Here is a 15,822-nt window from a genome sequence, read left to right as displayed (position 1 = left end):
AATGAACGGTATTATCAACTTAAAAAAAGAAGCAGGGATGACCTCGCATGATGCGGTTTTTAAATTGCGTAAGATTTTAGGGACTAAGAAGATTGGTCATGGTGGGACCTTGGATCCGGATGTTGTGGGCGTTTTACCCATTGCTGTAGGGAAGGCGACTCGCATGGTAGAATTCATGCAGGATGAGGGGAAGGTCTACGACGGGGAAATCACTCTGGGATATTCTACAACGACCGAGGATGCTAGTGGGGAAGTTGTCTCAGAGACTCCTGTTTTGTCTCCACTGGATGAAAAGCTTGTCGATGAAGCTATTGCTAGTCTAACTGGTCCGATTACTCAGATTCCGCCAATGTACTCAGCTGTTAAGGTCAATGGTCGCAAGCTCTATGAGTATGCGCGTGCTGGTCAGGAAGTCGAGCGTCCAGAACGTCAGGTGACCATTTATAGTTTTGAAAGAACCAGTCCTATTTCCTACGAGGATAAACTTTCGCGTTTTACCTTCCGAGTAAAATGTAGCAAGGGAACTTATATCCGTACCTTATCGGTTGACTTGGGAGAGAAGCTTGGTTATTCAGCTCACATGTCTCATCTTACACGGACTAGTGCAGCTGGTTTACAGTTAGAAGATTCCTTGACCTTAGAAGAAATTGCAGAAAAAGTAGAGGCTGGTGAATTAGACTTTCTTCATCCTCTAGAGATTGGAACAGGGGATTTAGTTAAGGTTTATCTTACTCCGGAACAGGCAGAGGAAGTCCGCTTTGGTCGCTTTATTGAGTTAGAGCATACAGTAAAAGAAGTAGCTGCTTTTGAAGGGGAACGACTTCTTGCTATTCTGGAAAAACGTGAACATCTCTACAAACCAAGAAAGGTTTTCTCTTAAAATTATACTGAATAAACGATTTTTATCTACTAGTCTAAAGATGAGATGCTCTCATCTTTTTAAAATATTAGCCAATAAATGGTTTTTACATTTTATGTCTTAAAAAACCATTGAAAATACAGTGTTATTTGACAGTTTTGCTTACTTATGATAAGATTTAATTTAAGAAAAGCTAGAGGAAAATAGAGGATATTATGAGTATTGAAATGACTGTCAGTGAGATTGCTGAGGTCTTGGGACTATCCCGACAAGCAATCAATAATCGTGTCAAAGAATTACCTGAAGAAGATATTACAAAAAACGACAAGGGTGTTACTGTTGTTACTCGCAGTGGATTGATCAAACTTGAAGAAATCTACAAAAAGACTATCTTTGAAGATGAACCGGTTAGTGATGAAGTTAAGCAACGAGAACTCATGGAAATTCTTGTTGATGAAAAGAACGCTGAAATCATTCGTCTTTATGAGCAATTGAAAGCTAAAGATAAGCAACTGGCTGAAAAAGATGAACAGATGCGTGTCAAAGACCGCCAAATCGCTGAAAAAGATAAGCAATTGGACCAACAACAACAGTTAACTCTTCAAGCTATGAAGGATCAAGAAACACTTCAGTTGGAGTTGGATCAAGCTAAGCAAGAAGTTCAAGCATCGAAGAAAGGCTTCTTTGCTCGCTTATTTGGAAAATAAGAAAAAACTGCTTGGTTTCTAGGACTAGACCAGGTGGTTTCTTTTTACAAATCAATAAGGATTGATAAGATGGAAACACTAAGAGAATATATCTCATTTGATTTAGAATTCAATAAACACCAGGATAAGACTCAATTGATTCAAGTATCAGCAGTGCATTTTAAAGAAGGTGAAGAAGTAGGAGCGTTTGACTCTTATGTCTACACTGATGTTCCTTTGAAGAGTTTTATTAATGGTTTGACGGGGATTACTTCAGAGACATTGAAAGGCGCACCAAAGGTAGAAGAAGTCCTGCAAAAATTTCAAGATTTTGTTGGTAACTTGCCTCTTATTGGTTATAATGCAGCAAAAAGTGATTTACCAATTCTACTAGAGCATGGATTTGACTATAGTCATCAATATCAAGTTGATGTCTATAACGAAGCACTGGAGCGACGTAGTTCTGATCTTCATGGAATTGCTAATCTAAAATTACAAACTGTGGCTAATTTTCTGGGTTTTAAAGGGCAATCTCATAATAGTTTAGAGGATGCTCGTATGACTGCTCGAGTGTATGAAGCTTTTCTGGAGTCAGATGAGAGTAGACTGTTACTCAATTCTCAAAGTAGTCTCAATTCGAATCCATTTGGTGCTTTGGATTTATCACAACTTTTTGATTAGGAGTTTTTATGAAACCTGAAAAACCGAAAAAATTGGGTTTTAAAAAGATTTACCTTAATCTAGATAAAATCCTCTTTCTATTCTTTCTAATCTTTATGTTGGTTGACTATATCTGGTTGCCACTAAACTCAGTGATAGCTGGATTTTTACTAAGTCAGACTGGATATTTGTTTATTTCCTACAACAATATTTTTGAGATAATAAAAAATGCTCCCATTGTCAGTCTTGGCTTCGTAATCTTAATAGCCATCAATCTACTAGTAGCCTATTTTCAACTTAGTATTCTCTTTATTGGAGCTCGCCACCTCCTATATCACGAAAAAAGGACTCTTATAGAATATAGTCGAAAAGTATTTCGTGAAAGCCTTGCTTTTATGAAAAAGATGACTATTTCAAAAGCTTTGTTTATCTTTTTATTTGTAGCAATGCTATTTCCTTTTATCAGGAAGATATTTAAGATTTATTATTTCAATAAAATCGTTATACCAGAGTTTATTCAAACCTACATGGAAGATAAGTACTGGATGTGGTGGATAGCCATTATTATCTTATCACTCTTATTCTTCTATGTTTCTGTTCGCTTGATGTTCACTCTACCTAAGGTCTTTTATGAAAAGATGACGGTCAAGGAAGCGATCATTTATAGTTTGGATAAAACTAGAAATTATTTTTGGTTTTATGCCTGGCATTTATTCTTAATTATTGTAAAAACCAATCTATTCTTCTATCTTCCTCTCATCCCTTTACTATCAATCCAGTATATAGTGGATAGCCTTACTCAGAGAGAGTCTTTACTCCTTGCTATTTGCAACTTTGTTCTTATCAAGAATTTGCACTATATGGCACTGACCTATTTCCTTGTGAAATTTACGTCCTTCTTAACAGGAGAAGAGCTTGACATTATGCCAAGGCGAGAAAAGGACCATATCATGAGATGGGGGGTCATGGTGTGTGCATGTATCCTCTTTGCGATTGAAGGATATAATTATCTTGAAGCTCCAGTAGTCAATCCACCGCTTGTGATTTCACACCGTGGTGTATCGAATGGAAATGGTGTCCAAAATACAGTAGAATCCTTAGAAAAGACAGCGCAGTTAAAACCAGATTTAATCGAGATGGATATCCAGGAGACTAAAGATGGTCAATTTGTTATGATGCACGATGCTAATCTTAAAGGCCTAGCTGGTATTAATAAAACACCACAAGATTTGACCTTAGAAGAGTTAAAGCAGATTGACATTCATGAGAATGGTTATGAGACAAAGATTTCAAGTTTCGATGATTATCTGGCTCGTGCAAATGAACTGCATCAGAAACTTCTCATTGAGATTAAGACCAGCCACAAAGATAGCCCGCAGATGATGGAACGTTTTCTAGACAAATACGGTGCAAAAATTAAGGTTTATGGTCATCAAATGCAATCCTTGGATTATAAGGTTATTGAAAAAGTGAGAGAGTATGACACAGATATTCCTGTATACTTTATTCTTCCCTATAATTCTGTTTTTCCTAGAACGGTTGCTACAGGCTACACAATGGAGTATTCTACTTTAGATGAATACTTTGTGACGAAACTATGGAATACTGAGCAAAAACTCTATGTATGGACAATCAATAGTTCGGAATCATTTAATAAGTCTTTTCACCTAGGTGTTGACGGAATGATTACGGACGACTTGGAAAGAATAAAAGAAGAACTAGTAACTGCTCAGGAAGACCCTGAATATAGTGACTTATTGCTAAATAAAGCAACTGAGTTCTTTGCTTATTAACATAAATTAAAAGAGGCTGTAAACCAGCCTCTTTTTGAGAATATAATTAAAATGGTAACTTACCAGCAAATGCTCCAAGTTTCTTTTTAGTTGTTTCATCAATTTGCTCAAGAGCAGCATTGAGCGCTTGAACAGTCATATCTGAAAGTGTTTCAATATCTTCAGCATCCACAACTGCAGGATCGAAATCAATTTTTACGACTTTTTTATCACCTGTTAAGGTAGCAGTTACAAGGTTTTGAGCAGAAGTCCCAACAAATTCTGTGGCAGCCAATTCAGCTTGGCTTTGCTCCATTTGTTTTTGAAGTTTTTGAGCTTGACGCATCATGTTTTGCATATTCATCATGGCGGTATTTAGCTTCCTTTTCTTTTATTTTCCATTTTATTTTAACAATTTTAATTGGAAAAGTCTAATTAAAATTTCAGGATCTCTATACATATCAACCAATGATTTAAGGTTTCTTTAAGCTTTCTATATTATTCTGAAGAACTCTATTTTAATCGAGAAATAAGAATGCAAGGATTAAATTTTTTTATGTTCAAAATCTAAAGTGATCTCGCCATCAGTTTCTAACTGGAGAGAACTAGTATTTATTTCAAGATAGTGCTAGATTATGATATAATAGTAAAGAATGAGTTTTTAGAACAAACTAAAGGAGAATCGATATGATTTACGCTGGAATTTTAGCAGGTGGAACCGGCACGCGCATGGGTATTAGTAACCTACCCAAACAATTTCTTGAGTTGGGAGATAGCCCAATCTTGATTCATACAATTGAAAAATTTGTCTTAGAGCCAAGTATCGAAAAGATTGTGGTTGGAGTTCACGGAGACTGGGTGACACACGCAGAAGATTTAGTTGAAAAATTCCTTCCACTCCACAAGGACCGTATCATCATCACAAAAGGTGGGGCGGATCGTAATTCTAGTATTGAAAAGATTATTGAAGCTATCGATGCTTATCGTCCAATCACTGAAGATGATATCGTGGTCACACATGACTCAGTTCGTCCTTTTATCACACTTCGAATGATTCAAGATAACATTGCTCTCGCACAAAATCATGATGCTGTTGATACAGTAGTTGAAGCCGTAGACACCATTGTTGAAAGTACAAACGGTCAGTTTATCACAGATATTCCAAATCGTGCTCTTCTATACCAAGGACAGACTCCACAAACCTTCCGTTGTAAAGACTTTATTGATTTGTATGGTTCTTTATCAGCAGAGGAAAAAGAAATTTTAACAGATGCATGTAAAATCTTTGTCATTAAGGGTAAAGATGTAGCATTGGCAAAAGGCGAATACTCAAACCTTAAAATTACAACAGTTACAGACTTGAAGATTGCTAAAAGCATGATTGAGAAAGACTAGAGACATGATTAATCAAATTTATCAACTGACAAAACCAAAGTTTATTAATATTAAATATCAGGAAGAAGAAATTGATCAAGAGAATCATATCCTCATCCGACCAAATTACATGGCGGTTTGTCACGCGGATCAACGTTACTACCAAGGTAAACGCGATCCAAAAATTTTAGCGAAAAAACTACCAATGGCTATGATTCACGAGTCTTGTGGTACAGTCATTTCTGATCCAACAGGTACCTACAAAGTTGGTCAGAAGGTTGTTATGATTCCAAATCAACCACCTATGCAAAGTGATGAGGAATTCTACGAAAATTACATGACTGGAACATATTTCTTATCAAGTGGTTATGATGGGTTTATGCGAGAATTTGTATCTCTGCCTAAGGATCGTGTGGTAGCTTACGAAGATATCGAAGATACAGTTGCTGCCATTACAGAGTTTGTCAGTGTTGGCATGCATGCTATGAATCGTTTCATGACGGTATCTCACAGCAGACGTCAACGCATCGCTGTCATTGGTGATGGAAGTTTAGCCTTTGTCATGGCTAATATTATCAACTACACCTTGCCTGAAGCTGAGATTATTGTTATCGGACGTCATTGGGAGAAATTAGAATTATTCTCATTTGCAAAAGAGCTCTACATTACTGATAGCATTCCAGAGGATCTTAGTTTTGACCATGGTTTCGAATGCTGTGGTGGTGATGGATGTGGACCTGCTATTAATGACTTGATTCGCTACATTAAACCACAAGGTACCATTTTGATGATGGGTGTTAGTGAGTATAAAGTTAATATCAATACTCGTGATTCATTGGAAAAAGGTTTGTTATTGGTTGGATCTTCTCGTTCTGGAAGAGTTGACTTTGAAAATGCCATCCAAATGATGGAAATTAAGAAATTTGCCAATCGTTTGAAGAATATCATTTATCTAGAAGAACCAGTAAGAGAGATTAAGGATATTCATCGAGTTTTTGCAACAGACCTTAATACTGCCTTCAAGACAGTATTTAAGTGGGAAGTCTAATGGAGGATGATTGTGAAGGAAATCGTTAAAGAAAAGATTGCTTCTTTATTATCTGGTGACGAAGAAATTCAGAGTGTTGAACAATTGGGTGGAATGACTAATCAAAACTACTTGGTTAAATCAACCTCAAACCAGTATATTGTTAAGTTTTTCGGAAAAGGTACGGATAAATTAATCGACCGCCAGAATGAAAAGTTCAATCTTGAATTGTTGAAAGATTTGAAATTAGATGTAGAGAATTATCTTTTTGATATTGAAGCTGGTATCAAGGTTAATCAGTACATCGAAAATGCTGAGACACTTGATTCAACCACCATTAAAAGCAAATTTGAGAAGATAGCTCCAATTTTACAAACAATCCATGCGTCTGGTAAAGAACTAAGAGGAGAGTTTGCACCTTTTGAGGAAATCAAAAAATATGAATCCTTGATTCAAGGGGAGATTTCTTATCCTAATTATGATGCTGTCAGAAAGTCTGTATTTTCTCTGAAAGAAGAGCTTGAACAAATCGGAGTTGATAAGAAATCATGTCATATTGATTTGGTTCCAGAAAACTTTATTGAAGGACCAGATGGCCACCTTTATCTCATTGATTGGGAATATTCATCTATGAATGATCCTATGTGGGATTTGGCAGCCCTCTTCCTAGAATCTGAATTTACAAGTGCAGAAGAAGAAGACTTTTTAAGTCATTACGAGAGTGATAATACTCCAGTTTCAAGGGAGAAAATTCGTATTTACAAAATCTTACAAGATATCATTTGGAGTCTTTGGACTATTTACAAAGAAGAAAATGGTGCAGATTTCGGAGATTACGGAATCTCTCGTTACAATAGAGCAGTAAAAGAATTAGAGTCTGAAGGAGATTTAAATGAAAACTAAAAATGGAGTTTCTTTTGGGCTACTATCAGGTGTGTTCTGGGGATTAGGATTAACTATTAGTGCTTATATCTTTTCAATCTTTACAGAGCTTTCGCCTTTTGTAGTAGCAGCAGCACACGACTTTCTGAGTATTTTTATCTTGCTAGGATATCTTCTGGTTAAAGAAGGAAAAGTTCGCTTTTCAATCTTCTTGAACATTCGAAATGTCAGTGTTATCATTGGAGCTTTACTAGCCGGACCAATTGGCATGCAGGCCAATCTCTATGCGGTTAAGTATATTGGAAGTTCATTAGCTTCGTCAGTCTCAGCTATTTATCCGGCAGTCTCAGTCTTGCTTGCCTTCTTCTTTTTGAAGCACAAGATTTCCAAAAATACGATTTTTGGTATCTTTCTAATCATTGCTGGGATTATTGCTCAGACCTATAAAGCAGAGCAGGTTAATTCTTTCTACATAGGTATTCTATGTGCTTTGATTTGTGCTTTTGCTTGGGGAAGTGAAAGTGTTCTGAGCTCCTTTGCTATGGAAAGTGACCTTAGCGAAATTGAAGCTCTCTTGATTCGTCAAGTTACATCCTTCTTGTCTTATCTTGTTATTGTGCTTTTCTCGCATCACTCATTTGCAGAAGTGGCAAATGGCCAATTGTTTGGTCTATTAATTGTCTTTGCGGCATTTAATATGATTTCTTATCTTGCCTACTATATGGCTATCAATCGATTGCAACCAGCAAAAGCAACTGGTTTAAATGTCAGTTATGTAGTTTGGACTGTCCTGTTTGCAGCGATGTTCTTGGGGACACCTCTGACTGTCTTGACCATTATAACTTCATTTGTTGTAATGGCTGGTGTTTATATTATCATTAAAGAATAAAGGAGAAAACGCGTGAAAGCGATCATCTTAGCAGCGGGATTGGGAACTCGTTTGAGACCCATGACAGAAAATACTCCCAAAGCCTTGGTACAAGTCAATCAAAAACCTTTGGTTGAATATCAAATTGAATTTTTGAAAGAACGTGGAATTGATGACATTATCATCGTTGTAGGTTATTTAAAAGAACAATTCGACTATCTTAAAGAAAAGTACGGTGTGCGTTTAGTCTTCAACGATAAGTATGCTGATTACAACAACTTTTACTCTCTTTACTTGGTAAAAGAAGAGTTGGCTAATAGCTACGTTATCGATGCAGATAACTATCTTTTCAAGAATATGTTCCGCAATGATATCGAACGTTCAACTTACTTTAGTGTTTATCGCGAAGACTGTGATAATGAGTGGTTCCTAGTTTATGGTGATGACTTCAAAGTTCAAGATATCATTGTCGATAGTAAAAACGGACGCATCTTGAGTGGGGTATCGTTCTGGGATGCTCCAACAGCTGAGAAGATTGTAGGATTTATTAACCAAGCCTATGAAAGTGGCGAGTTTGTTGACCTTTACTGGGATAACATGGTTAAAGATAACATCAAAGAACTAGATGTTTATGTAGAGGAGTTAGAAGAAAATTCTATCTACGAAATTGACAGTGTTAAAGATTATCAAAAACTAGAAAAAATTCTTTCTTCACAAAAATAAGCAACTTTTATGAACTGATACCTTACCTATTTTTACTTGACTTTTCATGTTTGATACAGTATACTAGTGAAAATTTAACCTTTAAGGGAAGTCCAGAGAGACTCACAAGGTGTCAGAAAAAGAAGCAACAATGGAAACAAGTAAGCGAGTGCTTATTTGCTACTTTTGTGTAAATATCTTAACTGAAACCTTGCAATAGCAAGGTTTTTCTTTATCTGATCCCCTTAAAATTTAAGGAGGAAAAGCTATGAATCCAAATTGTAGAAAACGCATGGGTGCTATTCGCTTAGAAAATATGAAAGTGATTGTTCAAGAGGAAATCGCACCAGCAATCTTTGAGCTAGTACTTGAAGGAGAAATGGTTGAAGCTATGAAAGCTGGACAATTTCTTCATTTACGTGTACCTGATGATGCCCACCTCTTGCGTCGTCCAATTTCAATCTCATCCATAGATAAATCTAAGAGACAATGTCATCTGATTTATCGCATCGAAGGCTCTGGTACAGCTATCTTTTCAACCTTAAAAACAGGTGATAGCATAGATGTTATGGGACCTCAAGGAAATGGATTTGATTTGTCTGATTTAGACAAGCAGAATCGTGTTCTTATAGTTGGTGGCGGAATCGGAGTGCCTCCATTACTCGAAGTAGCTAAACAACTGAATGAGCGTGGTGTTGAAATAACAACTGTTTTAGGATTTGCTACTAAAGATGCTGTTATTTTGGAAGATGAATTATCCAAATTTAGTCAGGTCTTTGTAACGACTGATGATGGATCTTATGGTATTAAAGGAAATGTTTCTGTAGTGATTAACGAATTTGAAACTGAATTTGATGCAATCTACTCATGCGGTGCGCCTGGTATGATGAAATATATCAATCTAACCTTCCATGACCATCCAAGAGCTTACCTATCCCTAGAATCTCGTATGGCTTGTGGCATGGGAGCTTGCTACGCTTGCGTATTGAAAATACCAGATAGCGAAACAGTTAGTCAACGTGTGTGTGAAGATGGGCCTGTATTTAAAACAGGAACTGTTGTTTTATAAGGAGAGTGTCATGACTGCAAATCGATTACAAGTCTCTCTACCAGGCTTAGAACTAAAGAATCCTATCATTCCTGCTTCAGGCTGTTTTGGATTCGGTCAAGAATATGCCAAGTACTATGATTTGGACCTCTTGGGCTCTATCATGATTAAGGCTACAACCCTTGAACCACGCTTTGGTAATCCTACTCCACGTGTGGCAGAAACACCTGCTGGTATGCTGAATGCTATTGGTCTACAAAATCCAGGACTAGATGCCGTTCTCTCTGAAAAATTACCTTGGTTGCAAAGAGAGTATCCCAATCTTCCAATAATCGCAAATGTTGCTGGATTTTCAAAGCAAGAATACGCAGCAGTTTCTAGTGGTATTTCCAAGGCACCTAACGTGAAAGCCATTGAGCTCAATATTTCTTGTCCAAACGTCGATCATGGGAATCACGGACTTTTGATTGGGCAAGACCCAGATTTAGCTTATGATGTGGTAAAAGCAGCCGTAGAGGTATCAGATGTGCCAGTTTACGTTAAATTGACACCAAGTGTAACTGATATCGTGACCATCGCAAAAGCAGTAGAGGACGCAGGTGCTAGTGGTCTCACTATGATCAATACCCTTGTTGGTATGCGCTTTGATCTCAAAACTAGAAAACCAATCATTGCCAATGGTACTGGTGGAATGTCTGGGCCTGCAGTCTTTCCGGTAGCTCTTAAACTAATCCGTCAAGTAGCTCAAACAACTAATCTTCCAATCATTGGTATGGGAGGAGTTGATTCAGCTGAAGCTGCAATAGAAATGTACTTAGCTGGTGCCTCAGCAATAGGAGTCGGTACAGCAAACTTTACGAATCCTTATGCCTGTCCTGATATCATTGATAACCTACCAAAAGTCATGGACAAATATAATATCGAAACTCTGGAGCAATTGAGAAAAGAAGTTAAAAGTAGCTTATAGTTTTTTAAATTCGTAATATTTTGAATGCTTTCTTCTTTCTGGTATAATATGACTATGATTGTAACAATACCTATAAAAACTGAAAAAGACATTGCAACACCAGGTCCAACAGTCCTCGTTTTAGGATATTTTGATGGTATTCATCTAGGACATCAAAAATTATTTAGCATTGCTGGTGAAATTGCTGCAAAGAAGAGATTAAGCGTTGCTTTAATTACCTTTCATGAATCACCAAAATTAACCTTAAATCCGTATTCACCAGAAAATTTACTTCATATCCTGAATGCAGAAGAACGTGAACGCAAGTTTAAACGTGCTGGTGTTGAAAATCTTTATTTAATGGACTTCTCAAGTCGTATCGCTAATATGACAGCTCAAGAGTTTGTAGATACCTTTGTCAAAGAAGTTAAAGCAGATACCATTGTAGTTGGATTTGACTATAGTTTAGGTTCTGATAGAAAATCAGCTGAAGATTTAAAAGAAATCTTTGATGGAGAAGTAGTTGTAGTACCTCCTGTAGAAGATGAAAAAGGAAAGATTAGCTCTACACGTATTCGACAAGCTATCCTTGAAGGGGATGTGAAGGAAGCTGGTCAGTTACTAGGAAGTCCACTTCCTACAAGAGGAATAGTCGTACATGGTAATGCTCGTGGTCGAACAATCGGCTATCCAACTGCCAATCTCGTGCTCTTAGATCGTACCTATATGCCAGCAGATGGTGTCTATACTGTTGATATCGAAATCAAGAGAAAACTCTATCGAGGAATGGCCAGTGTCGGGAAGAACGTTACTTTTGATGGAGAGGAAGAGCGTTTTGAAGTGAATATCTTTGATTTTGATGAAGATATTTATGGCGAAACAGTGACCGTCTATTGGTTAGATCGTATCCGAGATATGGTAAAATTTGACGGTATTGAACAACTGGTCAAACAACTCGAAGAAGATGAAAAAGCTGCAAGAAAATAAAATCAAGTTCGAATGAAAATTCGAGCTTTTTATTTTGTTAAAATCTTAGAAAAACAAGGATCAGAGATGAGATATATACTTAAGTCTGGTATAATTTCAATAAGAGATTAAGGGAGATTATGATGTTTAAAGAAAAAAGAAATAAGGGTTTTATTTCTGTACTGATACTTTCGCTAGTATTCTTTGCGATTGCTACAATTTCAGGATTCTTAGGTCAAATGCACAAGAAGCCTACAGAGGGGTTTGCAGATACGACTGATACTGGAAAAGAAGTTACTATGTCAGTCTACGGTATCTATCCTGAACCTGTCGGTGAAGTTGATGGTGGAACTGTTATTTATATTGTGCAATATAGCAAGGAAGGTGAAGGAAAGTTTGCTGTAGTTGAGTCAAAAGTGAAAGATGAGTCAATTAATGAACTTCTTGAGAATGCAGATAGTCTAGCTGATAATCCTGGAACTCTCACAGGTATACAGTTAGAACCCCTCACTGATACCAATTTTGTCAATACTTCGAAGAACACTAAGATTATCAATCTTGATGAATTTATTAGCTCCATTCTTCCTGCTAAATCGGTTGTCGCTCGTAATATGAATACAAGAATTTATCTCAGTCTCAGTGAATATTCTAGGGATAGTTTGAGTTATATTTTTGGTATTGTGATTTTTTCCGGCATGGGATTAATGACCTTAGTCGCAGCCTTTATCATACGAAAGAAAACAGTTGATTCATTCAAAGAGCTGTATCGTCTGTACCCTGAATTAGACGGAAATCTCGAACTGCTTGTTACTCAAGCTGAATTTTACGACCAGGACTTGAAAGTTATTTTGTATAAAAACCATCTCATTACTTATTACAAAGGAACCCAAGCTCTAGATCTTAGAGATGTGTGGAGAATCTATCTAGTGCGTACAAGTTATAGCCGTTTTACAAAAGTTTATCAGTTTGTATACACTCGAAAAGATAGTTCTAAGAAATATAGCCTAACTATTCGAAACACTAATAGAGTAGAAGAACAATTAGAAGAATTCTGGAATCTTCTTCCAAAAAAATTTCCTGAGATTAACATTGGTAGTTTATAAGAAAGCATCTTTTTGGGTGCTTTTCCTTTTGGGTAAAATTTTGGAAAAAAGTGAATTTATAACTTGACATCTTAAATGTTAAGGAGTAGAATATTTACTGGTTAATTAAATGGTTAAGTTTATAGATCCAATATATTTGGCTAAACAAAACTAGAAACCTATAAAAAGGATTAGAACATTTTAATTGTTTTTTTAAATATTACTACCTATAAACTTAACTGGTTAATGACATAGAACTTATAGTGTTGCCTAAATCTTATATTTAGTAGCGAAAATAGAAAGTGTGTTTAGATGAAAATCAATAAAAAATATGTTCTTGGTTCCGTAGCTCTAATGGTAATAAGTCTTTCAAGTTATGAATTGGGTCGTTATCAATCAGGGCAGACTGACAAAGTGTCTAATCGTGTGGCTTATATAGATGGGAATCAGGCTAGTACTAAGACCGAAAATTTGACGCCAGATGAAGTTAGTCAGCGAGAAGGAATCAATGCGGAACAGATAGTCGTTAAGATTACCGATCAAGGCTACGTAACTTCACATGGAGACCATTATCATTACTTTAATGGTAAGGTTCCTTATGACGCTATTATTAGTGAAGAACTCTTGATGAAAGATTCTAATTATCAACTTCGAAATGAGGATATTGTCAACGAAGTCAAGGGTGGCTATGTCATTAAGGTTGATGGTCGCTATTATGTATACCTCAAAGATGCTTCACATTCCGAAAACATTCGTAGTAAGGATGAGATCAATCGTCAGAAGCAGGAACATGGACATGGTGGCGGAGTAAAGGTTAGTAATGAAGTCGCTGTTGCAAGAACTCAGGGACGTTATACGACGGATGATGGTTATATTTTTAATGCTAGTGATATTATTGAGGACACGGGTGATGCTTACATCGTTCCACATGGCAATCACTTTCATTATATTCCCAAAAGTGATTTATCAGCTAGCGAACTAGCTGCTGCTCAGGTCTTCTTATCCGCTAAAGGTGGTCAAACAAGCTCAGTTGGGTATCGACCGTCAACAAATTCTTCTAGCAGCTCATCAGATGCTTCGAATAGTAGTACATATAGACAAACGAATCAAAGCAATGTTGAGGCAAATACTAGAAGATGGACCCCAAGTGTTAGTCCACAAGTGGATAATAGTTATCAAGCAAGTCCAAGTGAAGATGTATCTAGTCTTTTGAAACAACTTTATGCCTTGCCACTCAGCCAACGTCATGTGGAATCCGATGGTTTGCTCTTTGACCCTGCCCAAATCACGAAAAGAACAGCAAATGGGGTAGCAGTACCACATGGGGATCACTACCATTTTATCCCTTATAGTCAAATGTCAGCTTTGGAAGAAAAGATTTCACGGATGATTCCAGTAAAAGGACAAAATAATGGGAACAACAAGCCAGTAAATACCCAAAAGCTAACAAACAGTACAGTTGAGCATACGTTTTTAGGAAATTCAATTAAAGCTTATGGTAAGGGGCTGGATGGCAAACCATACGATACTAGTGATGGATATGTATTCAGTAAAGATTCTATCTATTCAGTTGATAAATCAGGCATTATAGCGAGACATGGAAATCATTTCCATTATGTGGGATTTGGAGAGTTAGAACAATTTGAATTAGATGAAGTTAGCAAGTGGATGAAGGAAAAAGGTCAAGCAAATGATAGTGTTATTCCTTCAGAGAAAATGAATAACGTAGAAAAACCAAAATTTGATTCAAAAAGAGTGAATAGTAAAGTTACCAAAGATGGTAAAGTTGGTTATGTTCTTAAAGAAAACGGAAAAGAATACTTCTATTCTCGAGACGAACTTGATCTTACTCAAATTGCTTTTTCTGAACAAGAACTCATGCTTAAGGATCGAAATCATTATCGTTATGATATAGTAGACACAGGGATTAAACCAAGATTAGCTGTAGATGTCTCAAGTTTGCCGATGCATGCAGCAAATACTACTTATGATACTGGAAGTTCATTCATTATTCCACACATTGATCATATTCACGTTGTGCCTTACTCATGGTTAGAGCCTGATCAAATTGCGACTATTAAATATGTCATGCAACATCCTGAGGTTCGTCCTGAAGTTTGGTCTAAGCCGGGTCACGAGGACTCAGGTTCCGTTATTGCTAATGTGACTCCTCTTGAAAAACGCGCTGGAATGCAGAATTGGCAAATTATCCATTCTGCTGAAGAAGTTCAGAAAGCTCTTGCAGAAGGTCGTTTTGCAACTCCAGATGGTTATATTTTTGATCCGAAAGATGTATTGGCAAAAGAAACTTTTGTATGGGAAGACAAATCATTTAGTATTCCAAGAGCGGGAGGTGGTTCATTGAGAAGTATCACTAAATCCGACTTGTCAGAAGTAGAATGGAAACAAGCACAAGACTTAATAGCAAAAAGAATAAAAGAAAAAGAATCCAAAACTGAAACGTCTACACATCCTAATAAAGAATTAAAACCTGATTCAAACAATACTGATAATAGGGATAAAAATAAGACTGTTGTAGATAAAACTGAGGAACAACCGAAGATTAATATAGGCGTCAATGAGACTGGTACAACCGATAAAATTCCTTCAGAAAACAAGGTTGAAGATAAAGAAAACTCCAAAGAAGAAAGTGACGATGATTTACCAGACTACGGATTGGATAAAGTAACTTTAAATGAACATATAGAAAAGTTAGCAAATATTGCTCAAATCGATCCTAAGTTTCTAATTTTTCAGCCAGAAGGTGTTCAGTTTTACAATAAAAATGGTGAATTAGTAACGTATGACATTAAGACACTAAAACAAGTAAAGCCTTAAAATATTTTTATTAATTATAATCTACTCGAAAGGATATTGTTCGATTTTTGATTGAATAATGTCCTTTTATTTGTTAAAAAACTGAAATTTGCTGTATTAAAAATAAATCAAG

At 36.5% G+C, this 15,822-nt stretch carries 15 protein-coding genes; 14 read left to right on the top strand and 1 reads right to left on the bottom strand.

All coding sequences use genetic code 11. The features are described 5' to 3' along the window. Position 1 precedes the first annotated feature (1 nt). The 4 genes from truB to AB2B47_RS02160 all read left to right on the top strand — a co-directional run bounded on the left by truB (position 2) and on the right by AB2B47_RS02160 (position 3,998). The gene (truB, locus tag AB2B47_RS02175) at positions 2-880 is read left to right on the top strand and encodes a tRNA pseudouridine(55) synthase TruB (RefSeq protein ID WP_320693516.1); all 879 of its coding nucleotides are present in this window, start codon (positions 2-4) and stop codon (positions 878-880) included. Between the two features lie 194 nt (positions 881-1,074). Continuing rightward, positions 1,075-1,566, top strand: a complete 492-nt coding sequence (locus AB2B47_RS02170) for a DUF536 domain-containing protein (protein ID WP_004252719.1) — start codon at positions 1,075-1,077, stop codon at positions 1,564-1,566. 69 nt (positions 1,567-1,635) lie between these two features. After that, complete coding sequence (locus AB2B47_RS02165) at positions 1,636-2,226, top strand: 3'-5' exonuclease (RefSeq protein WP_320693515.1); 591 nt, start codon at positions 1,636-1,638, stop codon at positions 2,224-2,226. Positions 2,227-2,234: 8 nt separating this feature from the next. Further along, positions 2,235-3,998: a glycerophosphoryl diester phosphodiesterase membrane domain-containing protein gene (locus AB2B47_RS02160; protein WP_006151676.1), complete on the top strand. Its 1,764-nt coding sequence runs from the start codon at positions 2,235-2,237 to the stop codon at positions 3,996-3,998. Positions 3,999-4,044: 46 nt separating this feature from the next. Here AB2B47_RS02160 and AB2B47_RS02155 read toward each other — a convergent pair whose 3' ends face one another. Next, positions 4,045-4,344, bottom strand: a complete 300-nt coding sequence (locus AB2B47_RS02155) for a YbaB/EbfC family nucleoid-associated protein (RefSeq protein WP_142557396.1) — start codon at positions 4,342-4,344, stop codon at positions 4,045-4,047. A gap of 320 nt (positions 4,345-4,664) precedes the next feature. Here AB2B47_RS02155 and AB2B47_RS02150 point away from each other — a divergent pair, with 320 nt between their 5' ends. The 10 genes from AB2B47_RS02150 (at position 4,665) to AB2B47_RS02105 (ending at position 15,710) form a co-directional block, all read left to right on the top strand. Next, the gene (locus tag AB2B47_RS02150) at positions 4,665-5,372 is read left to right on the top strand and encodes an IspD/TarI family cytidylyltransferase (RefSeq protein ID WP_320693514.1); all 708 of its coding nucleotides are present in this window, start codon (positions 4,665-4,667) and stop codon (positions 5,370-5,372) included. Positions 5,373-5,376: 4 nt separating this feature from the next. After that, positions 5,377-6,399, top strand: a complete 1,023-nt coding sequence (locus tag AB2B47_RS02145) for a ribitol-5-phosphate dehydrogenase (RefSeq protein ID WP_006148454.1) — start codon at positions 5,377-5,379, stop codon at positions 6,397-6,399. Positions 6,400-6,411: 12 nt separating this feature from the next. Further along, complete coding sequence (locus AB2B47_RS02140) at positions 6,412-7,281, top strand: phosphotransferase family protein (RefSeq protein ID WP_006151578.1); 870 nt, start codon at positions 6,412-6,414, stop codon at positions 7,279-7,281. After that, positions 7,271-8,149 carry a DMT family transporter gene (locus tag AB2B47_RS02135; RefSeq protein WP_320693513.1) on the top strand — a complete coding sequence of 293 codons (879 nt, stop codon included), beginning with the start codon at positions 7,271-7,273 and terminating at the stop codon, positions 8,147-8,149. Before AB2B47_RS02140 ends, AB2B47_RS02135 begins: the two co-directional genes overlap by 11 nt. A gap of 12 nt (positions 8,150-8,161) precedes the next feature. Next, complete coding sequence (locus tag AB2B47_RS02130; RefSeq protein WP_006152268.1) at positions 8,162-8,851, top strand: sugar phosphate nucleotidyltransferase; 690 nt, start codon at positions 8,162-8,164, stop codon at positions 8,849-8,851. 247 nt (positions 8,852-9,098) lie between these two features. Further along, positions 9,099-9,899: a dihydroorotate dehydrogenase electron transfer subunit gene (locus AB2B47_RS02125; RefSeq protein WP_320693512.1), complete on the top strand. Its 801-nt coding sequence runs from the start codon at positions 9,099-9,101 to the stop codon at positions 9,897-9,899. Beyond that, positions 9,862-10,845, top strand: a complete 984-nt coding sequence (locus tag AB2B47_RS02120) for a dihydroorotate dehydrogenase (protein WP_320693511.1) — start codon at positions 9,862-9,864, stop codon at positions 10,843-10,845. Before AB2B47_RS02125 ends, AB2B47_RS02120 begins: the two co-directional genes overlap by 38 nt. Before the next feature lie 54 nt (positions 10,846-10,899). Beyond that, the gene (locus AB2B47_RS02115) at positions 10,900-11,811 is read left to right on the top strand and encodes a bifunctional riboflavin kinase/FAD synthetase (protein ID WP_320693510.1); all 912 of its coding nucleotides are present in this window, start codon (positions 10,900-10,902) and stop codon (positions 11,809-11,811) included. A gap of 122 nt (positions 11,812-11,933) precedes the next feature. Further along, complete coding sequence (locus tag AB2B47_RS02110) at positions 11,934-12,893, top strand: hypothetical protein (protein WP_368037988.1); 960 nt, start codon at positions 11,934-11,936, stop codon at positions 12,891-12,893. A 297-nt stretch (positions 12,894-13,190) separates the two neighbouring features. Further along, complete coding sequence (locus tag AB2B47_RS02105) at positions 13,191-15,710, top strand: pneumococcal-type histidine triad protein (RefSeq protein ID WP_414170462.1); 2,520 nt, start codon at positions 13,191-13,193, stop codon at positions 15,708-15,710. Positions 15,711-15,822: the final 112 nt, after the last annotated feature.

The organism is Streptococcus wuxiensis, from assembly GCF_040888245.1.
Classification (GTDB): domain Bacteria; phylum Bacillota; class Bacilli; order Lactobacillales; family Streptococcaceae; genus Streptococcus; species Streptococcus wuxiensis.
Note: the sequence above shows the minus strand (reverse complement) of the source record. Positions and strands in the feature narration are given on the sequence as shown.

Bases quoted from the DNA above. Each gene is read 5' to 3' on its own strand.
- truB (WP_320693516.1), top strand. From the start codon at position 2: ATGAACGGTATTATCAACTTAAAAAAAGAAGCAGGGATGACCTCGCAT.
- AB2B47_RS02170 (WP_004252719.1), top strand. From the start codon at position 1,075: ATGAGTATTGAAATGACTGTCAGTGAGATTGCTGAGGTCTTGGGACTA.
- AB2B47_RS02165 (WP_320693515.1), top strand. From the start codon at position 1,636: ATGGAAACACTAAGAGAATATATCTCATTTGATTTAGAATTCAATAAA.
- AB2B47_RS02160 (WP_006151676.1), top strand. From the start codon at position 2,235: ATGAAACCTGAAAAACCGAAAAAATTGGGTTTTAAAAAGATTTACCTT.
- AB2B47_RS02155 (WP_142557396.1), bottom strand. From the start codon at position 4,344: ATGATGAATATGCAAAACATGATGCGTCAAGCTCAAAAACTTCAAAAA.
- AB2B47_RS02150 (WP_320693514.1), top strand. From the start codon at position 4,665: ATGATTTACGCTGGAATTTTAGCAGGTGGAACCGGCACGCGCATGGGT.
- AB2B47_RS02145 (WP_006148454.1), top strand. From the start codon at position 5,377: ATGATTAATCAAATTTATCAACTGACAAAACCAAAGTTTATTAATATT.
- AB2B47_RS02135 (WP_320693513.1), top strand. From the start codon at position 7,271: ATGAAAACTAAAAATGGAGTTTCTTTTGGGCTACTATCAGGTGTGTTC.
- AB2B47_RS02125 (WP_320693512.1), top strand. From the start codon at position 9,099: ATGAATCCAAATTGTAGAAAACGCATGGGTGCTATTCGCTTAGAAAAT.
- AB2B47_RS02120 (WP_320693511.1), top strand. From the start codon at position 9,862: ATGGGCCTGTATTTAAAACAGGAACTGTTGTTTTATAAGGAGAGTGTC.
- AB2B47_RS02115 (WP_320693510.1), top strand. From the start codon at position 10,900: ATGATTGTAACAATACCTATAAAAACTGAAAAAGACATTGCAACACCA.
- AB2B47_RS02110 (WP_368037988.1), top strand. From the start codon at position 11,934: ATGTTTAAAGAAAAAAGAAATAAGGGTTTTATTTCTGTACTGATACTT.